Here is an 11093-nt window from a genome sequence, read left to right on the forward strand (position 1 = left end):
GGGAGGTGAGGCGGAAGGCGCTGGAAGGATATCGCCACCAGGAAGTGCCGTTCGAGAAGCTGGTGGAAGAGCTCTCACCGCAGCGGACGCTGAATACGACGCCGATCTGCCAGGTGATGTTTGCCGTGCAGAATGCGCCCTGGGAGCAGGAGAGTTTATCTCGACTGGAGATCACTCCCTTGGACGGAGAAGGGAAGGTCCGTTTTGATTTAGAGGTTTATGCATGGGACTGGAATGGCGAGATGGGGCTGTACTGGGTTTACAAGCGCGATCTGTTTGATGGCTGGCGGATGGAGCAGATGGCGGAGCACTATGCCCGGGTGCTGGAGGAAATCGTAAGAGATCTGGATCAGCCGGTGGGCGGGATCAAGATGGTGAGCGGGGAAGAACGGCGGCGGATCCTGGAAGAGTGGAATGATACGGCGGAGCCTATGCCCGAAGCCACGCTGCCGGAGCTGTTTGAGGAGCAGGTGGAGAAGAGCCCGGAAGCGATTGCAGTGGTGTGTGAAGGAAGGCAATTGAGCTATGGGGAGCTGAACGAGGAGGCGAACCGGCTGGCGCATTACCTCATTGCCGAGGGGATCGGGCCGGAAGACGTGGTGGGAATCTGCCTGGAGCGCTCGCCGGAGATGTTGGTGGCGATCCTTGGCGTTCTCAAGGCCGGAGCGGCGTATCTGCCGCTCGATCCGGAGACGCCGCAGATCAGGCTGGCCTACATGCTCGAAGATTCCTCCGCCAAGATGGTGCTGACTCAAAAATCCTTATGGGATTTTATGCCTAAAGGTATTAATGCAGTCGTTCTTGATGAAACGGAAATTTGCTCGCGGTTGGCAGAACGCGGGGGACGTAATTGGGCGCACCCGGATGGCCGAAGGCGTTTGCTGCCGAGCCATCCCGCTTACGTGATCTATACATCCGGCTCAACCGGCAGGCCCAAGGGCGCAGTGGTGACGCATGAAGGGCTCGCCAATTATTTGCGATGGAGCATAAGTGAATATAAGGTGGCGGAAGGTAATGGTGCGCCAGCGCACAGCTCCATCACATTTGACCTGACAGTAACCAGCATCTATCCGCAACTGCTTTCCGGTCGCCCTGTATTCCTTGCCCCTGGCCAATGGGATGTCGAGGATCTGACACGTACATTGCGGACGAGCCACTACCTTAGCCTGGTGAAGCTAACGCCGGCGCACCTGGAACTTCTGAACCACGGGCTCACAGCTGAACAGATGAAGCAATGCGCACGCGCGCTGGTGATCGGGGGTGAAGCGCTGCATTACGAGGATCTGGCTTTGTGGCGTAAAGAGGCCCCACGGGTTCGTCTGATCAACGAGTATGGGCCGACGGAGACCGTTGTTGGCTGCTGCATTTATGAAGTGCATTCTGAAGACCCGTTCACCGGGCCGGTGCCAATCGGCAGGCCGATCACGAACGTGCAAGCGTATGTTCTGGATGCGAACCTGGAACCTGTTCCGGTGGGAGCACCGGGAGAGCTTTACATCGCGGGAGCAGGGGTAGCGCGAGGATACAGGATGCGTCCTGGACTGACGGCGGAACGCTTTGTGGCCAACCCATTCGGCAACCGGGGGATGCGAATGTATCGCACGGGAGACGTAGTTCGCTGGCGGCGTGACGGTAACCTGGAATATGTGGGACGTGCCGATCATCAGGTGAAGATCCGGGGGTTTCGGATCGAGTTGGAGGAGATCGAATCGCAGTTGCGGGAAGAGAGAGGAGTGCGGGATGCGGTGGTGGTGGCGCGTGAAGGAAAGGCAGGCGAGAAGCGGCTGATCGGCTACGTGGTGATGGAAGCGAACAACGGAAAGATAGAAGCGACGCAGTTGCGTGAACGGCTGAAGAGCCGTCTCCCGGAGTACATGGTGCCTGCGGTGATCTTGGAATTGGAAAAGCTGCCGCTGACAGGGAATGGGAAGGTAGACAGAAAAGCCCTGCCTGAGCCCGAGCGCAGTACATTACGTTCTTCCTGGCCGCAAACGTCGGAAGAGGACATTCTCTGCGCTTTATTTGGGGAGGTGCTTAGCTTGACGAAAGTGGGCGTAGAAGAAAACTTTTTCGAGTTAGGCGGGCATTCCCTGATGGCCACCCGGCTGGTGTCGCGCATTCGAGCGGCGCTCGGGGTGGAAGTGCCGGTGCAGATGATCTTTGCGCATCCTACCGTCGCCGAACTGGCTCCATTCCTTATGACGCGGGAATTCACGGAGCGCGCGTTCGACCGTGTATTGCCGCTCAGACGTTCCGGAGGCATGCCGCCGGTCTTCTGCTTTCCTCCAGGGGGCGGGCTCGGATGGGTTTACGCCGGTTTATTGCGCGAGATCAACCCGGAGCGTCCGCTCTATTGCATGCAGGCCGGCGGCATTGCCGACGATTTACCTTTTCCCGCCAGCATCGAGCACGAAGCCGAAGCCTATTTGGAACTGATGCGGTCCATCCAGCAGGACGGTCCTTATTATCTGTTGGGATGGTCCTATGGAGGGCTGGTTGCCCATGCCATGGCTTGCAAACTCCAGGAGGAGAACCAGCGCGTTGCTCTGCTGGCCGTGTTGGACACCTATCCCGCGGACGAAGAAGATTCTCCATCTGTTGCCGATGTGGAAGGCAGATTGCCCGGATATCTGAGTCCTACCCGAAAAGCACGTATGATGGAATTAATGAAGCACTCGGCTGCGTTGTACGAAGTCTTTCGCCCGCGCAAATTTATGGGTGACATCGTTTTGTTTGCATCGAAAGAGAATAGAAATCTGGCTTCAGCCTGGAATGCGTATGCCTCAGGAACGGTGTTCGTCCATGAATTGGAATGCCTGCATCATCAAATCATCGATCCCGGGCCTATCAGCGTCGTCGGACGACTGGTTGAGCAATATGCCAAGACGGCGGAGAGAAAAACTTCGAACCCTGAGCTAGAATGATAAAACGCTGAATCCGCGAAGAGTAAATGATGGCGGAGCAAAATCGAGACGGAGCGTACATGAGCGCAAGCGCGTTTTTTGACGGCATGGGAAATCATGTGAAATTTGCACTCAGGACGATGCGCAAGAATTTCGCTTTTTCCACTTTCGTCGTGCTGGTGATGGCCCTGGGAATCGGGGCGAACACGGCGATGTTCTCGGTGATTAGCAACGTGCTACTCAAGCCCCTGGGATACCAAGACCCGGATCGGCTCGTGCTGGTGACGAGATCGGCCACGCCCATTCGTTATGAGGAGTTTCTCGCGGCGAATCGGTCGTACAGCGGTATGGGGGCGTATACCGTCGCATTGCAGAACGTGACGCTTTCCGGCGTGGAACAACCGGAGGTGCTGAAGTCTTCCCGGGTATCGGCAAATTTTCTGGAAATTCTGGGAGTCAGCCCGCTTGCGGGGCGCAGTTTTCGTCCCGAGGAAGACAAAGCCGGCGCGCTGCCTGTGGCCATGATCAGCGCCGATCTCTGGGAGCGGAGATTTGGCCGTGATCCGCAGGTGGTTGGCAAAACAGTAACCCTGGCCGGAACGTCTTATAGCATCATCGGGGTACTGCCTGTGGGGTTCCAGTTTCCCTTTGCCGGCGCGGATGTATGGCTGACCAGGCCACAGGACTGGCCGGTAGTCCCGGATGCAACCCGGCGAATCAGTCCTATCCTGGCCCTTTTTGGACGTTTAAAGCCTGGAATCACCATGCAGCAGGCCAATGCGGAATTACAAGTCCTCAATGAGCACTACAGAACGGCGCATTCCGGTCTGCTGGATGCGAAAAGCGATTCTCCAGAACCGGTGACGGCGCTCAAGGATGATCTCGTTTCCGGGATTCGCCTGGAACTGTGGATGTTGTTCGGTGCATTGGCATTTGTTCTGATGATTGTGTGCGCAAATGTCGGTAGCCTGTTGCTGGTGCGCGCCAGCTCGCGTTCGCGGGAATTTGCCGTGCGCGCCGCTATCGGGGCCGGACGCGGCACGATTATCGGCCAACTCCTCGTGGAAGGCATTCTTCTGTCGCTAATTGGCGGCATTGCGGGCATGGGGCTAGCAGTCGGCGCCTTGAACGCGCTGCAAAGCCTTACCTATATCGATCTCCCCCGCATTCATGAGATCCACGTGGATTTGGGCGTCCTGGGGTTTGCCGCCGCGCTTTCCATTTTTACAGGAGTCCTGTTCGGGCTTATGCCCGCGCTTACGGCCTCCCGTCCTGACCTGGCGCGCGTGCTCCGTGCAAACGGCGAACAGGCCCGGGCCGCGAGTTCACGCTCCGCGCGATGGTTCGGAATCAAGGGTTTGCTTGTCATAGGGCAGATCGCCGTGTCCATCATGCTGTTGATCGGAGCAACGCTGTTAATAGAGAGCGCGCTGCGCCTGCATCAAGTCAATCTCGGGTTCCAGCCGGAGAACCTTCTGACCATGCGCATTGCTCTTTCCCCTGCTCACTATCAGCAAGCAGAAGCTAAGGCCGCCTATTACAAGGAAATGGTTTCCCGCACAGAGGCCCTGCCCGGCGTGCAGAGCGCGGCGGTTGCGCTTACGGTGCCGATGTCGGGCTTCGTTGCCTCTCCTGTGCAATTGATCGGAAGCCGGTCCATCCGGCAGGATGAAAGCCCCATTGCCATTCTTCAAAACGTCACGCCCGATTACTTCCGCGCGCTCCAGATTTCCCTGAAGCGCGGAAGGGAATTTACCGAGCACGATGAGGCAAAGTCGGTGCCGGTGGCTATTATCAATGAAAGCATGGCACGGGCATTTTCGCCGGAATATCCGGGAGGGCTGGATTTGATCGGGCAGCACGTCACCGTCGGTACGAATTCCCAGTCTATTGAAATTGTGGGCATCGCAGCCGACGTGCGCCAGTCTGGACGAGACGCCGAGCCCAGACCCGAGCTCTATCTTCCATGCGCGCAGACTCCTCCCAGTTCCGCCATGCTGGCCGTGCGTATGAAAGGAGACCCGCTTAGCATTGCCAACAGCATTCGACAGGTTGCGCTGACGCTGGACCGAGACCAGCCTGTGGCTGCTGTCTCCACCATGGACAGCCTGATTGAAGCCGCCGAGGGACAGCGCCGGCTGGTCATGGAACTGCTGGGGGTTTTTGCCGCTTCCGCTACGCTGCTGGCCATCATCGGGCTTTATGGGGTCATTTCTTACACCGTTGTGCAGCGTACCACTGAAATAGGGATTCGACGGGCATTGGGGGCCCCGACGAGCAACCTCCTTTTATTAGTGGTGGGGCACGGCCTGGCGCTCTCGCTGATGGGAATCGTCATTGGTATCATCGCTGCGGTGCTGCTGAACCGAGTTATTGAAAGCTTTTTGTTCAACGTGAAGGCCACGGACCCTCTTACCTTTTTTGCTGTTGCCGTCCTTTTCACTTTTGTGTCGGCATTGGCGAGTTACCTCCCGGCCCGCCGCGCCGCCCAGATTGATCCGCTTACCGCAATCCGGGTAGGGTGATTCGGCAGAGAGTATCCCGAAGCAGCGCAACGGCCCTAATTCGCGCTTTGAGTTAAAGCTTGAGCATGTGAATGAACTCGAGTGGACTGTCCGCCCGCTGCACGCGGACCAGCCGGCAATGGGCTGCGCGGTAAATCTTCTTCCATTCTGCAAGATCGGGCGGAGGCACTCCCTGCCCGCTAATGGCCTGAATGAAATCATGCAATGCAACTGCTCTCACGGGCGTGCGGCGCGACGTCCCGAGTTGGCTGTAGTAATCCGCAATAAGAAGGTAGCGGCCGGGAAAAGTCGCGCTTAGCTTCTTCAACCATGCGACAGCGTCCTTCGCTCCGCGGTAAAAAAATTCATTGGCCACGCCGGTTGCGGTGAGGATCCGCACCTGTTTCACGACGGAGGCAGGCAGAGCTTTGCCGGGGTCGCGGCAATCGCCTTCGAAAATGGTAATTTGGACTCGCAGGCCCGCCGCGGTGATTCGTTTCCGGGCCGCAGCGCACATCCACGGATTGCTGTCGAGACCCCAGCCTTTGAACCCTGGAGAACGGGTTCCCAGGCTCAGAAGCATGTTGCCTCCACCGCATCCCAGGTCTAGTGGGTGGTCGAACCCGAGCTTAAGAATGGTGTCGGCCAGGGTGTTTTTCTCCCACATTCTGGCTTGTTCGAATGCACGGGCGTGCTGCTCTCGATCTACGAATTTTCCGGCCGACTCGGGATGGCGGAGAATTTGGGCCGTAGCGACGGCATTCCCCCCGAAGGCACCTACATATTGCAACAACATAAAACGCGCTACTGCGTCATACTTCTTCGCGATGCGATACGTGGTTGAACGTTTGATGACCAAGTCAGTCCGCAAAGCCAGCATCTGCAGAACGGCTTCGAGAATGGATACGTCGAGGCGGTGTTTTCTGGCCAATGCTTTTGCCGTTTGCGGCATTGTGAGAGAGGCGAGGACACCTAATTTTTCCAGCGCCGCAAGACCGTGGCCCAGGTGCAGCCCCTCGGCAAGATCCAGAACTGACCAGTGCGCAGGTTGAGCCATTCTCTTCATGGTAGTTCCATTCCGGGGCTATGAGGATATCCAGCGACTCTCCTGCATGCTGATCCGGCGCTTCACTCAATGATATTCTAAAATCTCAAGTCGCCACGGCCCAACGCCGTGTGGCTGCCATTGGCTTTCCTGAAATGGGAAAGGTCCTGGAACTTGCGTTCATCTTGTGCCGGACGTGAATCGCATGCGGATAGAAGAGGTTCTGGAGCGTAGCGCTCGATCGTTCACGAATAAAGCGGCCCTCGCATACGACCGGCAAAAATGGACCTACGCCTTTCTTGATCAGCAGGCCAAATGGTTGGCAGAAGTACTTTTGAAGGCGGGAATGCAGCCTTCGGACCGCCTAGCCATCCATCTCGAGAATTCGCCTGGGTGCGTGCTATCGATTTTCGCGATTCTGAAACTGGGTGGAACGTTCGTGGTGATACATCCGAACGTAAAGGCTCAGCGGCTGGCATTCTTGCTGAATCATTGTCGTGCCGCCGCTCTGGTCACCAGTTCGAAGGGTTTGCATTCGATCTCTCGGGTTCTTTCAGGACTGCCGCAACTGAAGAAGGTCTTCATCCAGGAAGGCGGCTCGCACACTGGTTTCGCGGACGCGAACGTCGCTTCGCTGCAACGGTTACCTGAGGAGCGATCGCCGGCGACAAGGCCATGGCAGAGCCAAAGCCTGGATGACGATGGGCCGGCGGCATTCATTTACACCTCGGGGTCGACCGGGCACCCGAAAGCGGCAATGCTCAGCCACCGGAACTTGGCCTGGGCCACGGAGTCCATAGTCTCCTATGTGGGAAACAGGCCTGAAGATGTCATTTTGAGCGTTCTTCCGTTGTCGCACAGTTATGGCCTTACGCAGCTCTTCACGGCTTTTTCCGCCGGTGCCACACTGGTTTTGCAGAACTCGTTTCGCAACCCTCATGACGTGCTGGAAGCAATGGCGCAGGAAAGGATCACGGGCTTTGCGCTGGCGCCCGCGATGGCAGCCAGCCTGCTGGAAGCGGACCCGCGAAAATACGATCTCGCATCGCTTCGCTACGTTACCAACGCCGCAGCCGCGCTGCCACTTGCCGTCGTACGAAAGCTGCGCGGTGAGCTTCCGCACACCCGCCTGTTCTGTATGTATGGCCAAACTGAGTGCGTACGCGCTTCCTATTTGGCTCCGGAACAGATTGACATGCGTCCTACCTCTGTCGGCAAGGGGCTGCCCGGTGAAGAGATCTATCTTGTGGACGAAGTTGGAAACCGGCTGGGGCCCGGGACGGTAGGCGAATTGGTGGTGTGTGGGCCTAACGTCATGCTTGGGTACTGGGAAATGCCCGCGGAGACCGCGAATGCGCTCAGGCCGGGAATTGCTCCCGGCGAACGAGCGCTCTATACCGGCGACCAGTTTAGGATGGATGAAGAAGGATATTTTTATTTTGTCCGCCGTCGTGACGATGTCATCAAAAGCGGTGGAGAAAAAATCAGCCCCGGAGCCATTGAAGAAGTCCTGCATGCCCTGGACGGTGTGGCCGAGGCTGCCGTGGTTGGAGTTCCGGACAGCATCCTAGGACAGGCCATCAAGGCGGTAGTTCGTTTGAAGGAAGGCGCACAGGTGACGCAACGCGACCTGATCCGGCACTGTTCACGGCACCTGGAGACGTACATGGTCCCGGCCATCGTGGAATTTCGTGACGCTCTTCCTAAAACCGCAAGTGGAAAAGTACTGAAGAGCGAATTGCTCCAACAGTCAAGGACGGAACGGCTGGAGCCCGAGATTCCAGACAGGGAGCCACGATGAATTCTCAATCGTCACAAGACCGCGCCGCAGGCAACACTCCGCAAGACAGTAGCCCGGAAATGGACCTCTGCGTAGAACGTCTAGTGGCGGAATTTTGGGCTGATCGGCTTGGACTTGATGCGATCGGCCCTGAAGAAAATTTTTTTGAGAAAGGCGGCGACTCACTGATGGCCATGCAGCTTGTCTCGCGTTTGCGGCGCGCGCTCGGGTTTGAAGTATCGCTGAACCTGGTTTTCGACAATCCAACGATCAAGCAATTGGCTTCCGCCATCGAAAAGCTGAGGTCGCCCCGCGCCTAAATGACGTTGTCCAATTTCAATGACATTCCCGCCATGCGCGCTGGAGCAAGCTAATTTAACGCCATCTTTCATCAGCTTACTGTGGCCCATGAGACGGTGATTGCAAAGCCGTCAATCCTGCATTACGTACGATGGATCAAGCATGGTGATGGAGCCGCATCCCAGAAGCTTCAGCGTTCGTTCCAGATCGTCTTGAAGAATTTCCAGCGAACGCGCGACACCATGCTCCCCGGCCGCTGCCAGTCCGTAGGCGAAAGCGCGGCCGCAGAGAACAGCGCGCGCGCCAAGACAAATCGCTTTCACGGCATCGCTTCCGCGCCGGATTCCGCTATCCATGTAAACTTCAGCGCGGCCATCTACAGCTCTCAAGACCTCGGGAAGAACACGCAACGAAGCAGGTAGGCCATCCAGTTGGCGGCCACCATGGTTGGAGACCACGATGGCATGCGCTCCTTCATCGAGCGCGCGCCGGGCATCATCTCCGGTGAGAATTCCCTTCACGACAATCGGTCCTCTCCAGAGTTTGCGTATCCAGCGAAAATCTTCCCACGTCAAGACATCTTGACGCGCTTCCAGGACCGAGAGTGCGCCTCGCCCCGGCAGAACGACGTTTTTCAGCCTGGGCAGTCCGCCATTGCGGAAATATCGAACAAGCCATCGCGGCCGCCTGAGCAACTGTTCCAGGAACGGGAGTTTGGAAAAAAAACGCCCGGCAAGAAGTTCACTGGCGCCGTTGCGTATGTCGCGCAAGCGCATACCGGGCACAATAGTGTCGACCGTCAAAACCAGAGCGGATATCCCAGCCGCCTCAGCGCGGGCAATCGCGCTCTCAGCAGCTTCGCGACTGCCCAGCAGGTATAACTGATACCACACGTGCCGGCCAGCCTTTTGGACCTCTTCCAATCGTTGTCCGGAAAAGGTCGAGAGGACATAGATGGTCCCGGCTGCGGCCGCGGCCTTGGCGGCCGCCAGTTCTCCTCCTGGACTTAGAAGGCCGCTATATCCTATCGGCGCGAGCAGCAAAGGAAGCGACACCGAGGTATCCAGAACACGCACGCGTAAATCACAATGGTTGACGGAGATGCCATAGCGGGGTCGAAATTTCACCTGGTCAAAGGCTGCTTGGTTCGCTCGCAACGTTACTTCACTCTCGGAACCGCCGTCGAGGTAATCGAAAACAATCCTGGGCAGGCGCTTGCGGGCCAACAGCCGCAGATCTTCAATCGTAATGGCACGGCGAAGGGAAGCATTGTAATCATTCATTCGTTTGCGCCTTGACATGCCGCTATCCCTTTGACGGTATGCGCTGCTTTGATGAAGATCAAATCGAGGCTAAGATCCCGCCTGGGAATCTGTTGCAGTTCGATTTCGGAAGCTATCCTAGCAGGACTTTAATGGGCCGCCATTCCCATCTTGGGAATGTGTGGAAGCTGCCGGGGCGGAACCTGCGACAAATCTTGCCGAGCCAAGTTTATACTTTACATGAAGAGTCTTTATGGTTTCTTTTTAAGTTTACTGTCAAGTTATCTTGAAACCAACCCGATCCACATAAAAGCCGCCAGGACTTCGCATGGCCAACCCCGATTCGACTTCCGACGCTTTATGCCTTATGAATGATAAGCCTATCCAACCGCAACTCTTTACCATGAATGCTAGTAAGCCAGGTACCGCCCGGCCGATCTTGAAACAGCGGGCACGAGGTGAGCGCTTGCGGCTGTCGTATGGGCAGCAGCGGTTGTGGTTTCTGGATCAGTTGGAGGGCGGGAGCACGGAGTACAACATGACGGAGGCGTTGCGGCTGAAGGGAGAGGTGAATGAAGAAGCACTGGAGCGAGCCATCAACACGATTGTGGAGCGGCATGAGAGCCTGCGGACGCATTTTGAGGTGGTGGAGGATGAGGCGGTGCAGGTGATCGAGGGGCAACGGATCATCGAGTTGGAGAAGGTGGATCTGAGGGGGATGAAAGGGGAGGAGCAGGCCGAGGCATTGGGGGCAGCGATGGCAAGGGAGTTGGAGGAGAGGTTTGATCTGTCGTGTGGGCCGCTGCTGCGGGTGAAGCTGGTGAAGCTGGGAGAAGAGGAGCAGGTGTTGTTGCGGACGATGCACCACATTGTGTCGGACGGATGGTCGGAAGGGGTGTTCAACCGGGAGTTGGAGGAGTTGTACGGGGCCTACGTGGAAGGGAGGGAGAATCGGCTGGAGGAGTTGCTGGTGCAATATGGGGATTATGCGGTGTGGCAGAGGAGATGGGCGGAGGAGGAAGGAGGTCTGGAAGAAGGGCTGAGGTACTGGAAGGAGGAGTTGGCGGGGATACCGGAGAGGCTGGAGTTGGCGGGGAACCGTGCCCGAGGAGGGAAGCAGAGTTTTGCGGCGGGAGTAAGGCGGAAGAGTTTGACGAGGGAGTTGACGGCGGGGCTAAAGCGAGTGGGGCGGGAGAGTGGAGCGACGTTGTACATGGTGATGTTGGCGGGATTTGCGGTGCTGCTGTCGCGCTACAGCGGACAGGAGGACATCGTGGTGGGGACGCCGGTGGCGAACCG

The 11093-nt window shown here is 57.3% G+C and carries 7 protein-coding genes; 5 read left to right on the top strand and 2 right to left on the bottom strand.

Annotated features, from left to right (window positions below; translation table 11 throughout):
• Window positions 1-2924, top strand: a 2924-nt coding sequence (locus LAO76_27790; GenBank protein MBZ5494742.1) for an amino acid adenylation domain-containing protein, incomplete at its 5' end; no start/stop codon positions are given.
• Between the two features lie 59 nt (window positions 2925-2983).
• Window positions 2984-5428 (top strand): ABC transporter permease, encoded by a 2445-nt coding sequence (locus tag LAO76_27795; GenBank protein MBZ5494743.1) that lies wholly within the window; start codon window positions 2984-2986, stop codon window positions 5426-5428.
• 52 nt (window positions 5429-5480) lie between these two features.
• On the opposite strand, the gene LAO76_27800 is transcribed toward LAO76_27795, so the two are convergent.
• On the bottom strand, window positions 5481-6473 hold the full coding sequence (locus tag LAO76_27800) for a methyltransferase domain-containing protein (protein MBZ5494744.1): 993 nt from the start codon (window positions 6471-6473) through the stop codon (window positions 5481-5483).
• Window positions 6474-6639: 166 nt separating this feature from the next.
• Here LAO76_27800 and LAO76_27805 point away from each other — a divergent pair, with 166 nt between their 5' ends.
• Entirely contained in the window at window positions 6640-8253 is a 1614-nt protein-coding gene (locus tag LAO76_27805) for an acyl--CoA ligase (GenBank protein ID MBZ5494745.1), read from the top strand.
• Window positions 8250-8552 carry a hypothetical protein gene (locus tag LAO76_27810; protein ID MBZ5494746.1) on the top strand — a complete coding sequence of 101 codons (303 nt, stop codon included), beginning with the start codon at window positions 8250-8252 and terminating at the stop codon, window positions 8550-8552. The genes LAO76_27805 and LAO76_27810 overlap by 4 nt, the downstream gene beginning before the upstream one ends.
• 111 nt (window positions 8553-8663) lie before the next feature.
• Here the strand turns inward: LAO76_27810 and LAO76_27815 are convergent, their stop codons facing one another.
• Entirely contained in the window at window positions 8664-9815 is a 1152-nt protein-coding gene (locus tag LAO76_27815; GenBank protein ID MBZ5494747.1) for an alpha-hydroxy-acid oxidizing protein, read from the bottom strand.
• 445 nt (window positions 9816-10260) lie between these two features.
• Here LAO76_27815 and LAO76_27820 point away from each other — a divergent pair.
• The coding region (locus LAO76_27820; protein ID MBZ5494748.1) for a non-ribosomal peptide synthetase at window positions 10261-11093 on the top strand (833 nt) is incomplete at its 3' end.

The organism is Terriglobia bacterium, assembly GCA_020072645.1.
Taxonomy (GTDB): domain Bacteria; phylum Acidobacteriota; class Terriglobia; order Terriglobales; family Acidobacteriaceae; genus Angelobacter.

Bases quoted from the DNA above. Each gene is read 5' to 3' on its own strand.
- LAO76_27795 (MBZ5494743.1), top strand. From the start codon at position 2,984: ATGAGCGCAAGCGCGTTTTTTGACGGCATGGGAAATCATGTGAAATTT.
- LAO76_27800 (MBZ5494744.1), bottom strand. From the start codon at position 6,473: ATGAAGAGAATGGCTCAACCTGCGCACTGGTCAGTTCTGGATCTTGCC.
- LAO76_27810 (MBZ5494746.1), top strand. From the start codon at position 8,250: ATGAATTCTCAATCGTCACAAGACCGCGCCGCAGGCAACACTCCGCAA.
- LAO76_27815 (MBZ5494747.1), bottom strand. From the start codon at position 9,815: ATGAATGATTACAATGCTTCCCTTCGCCGTGCCATTACGATTGAAGAT.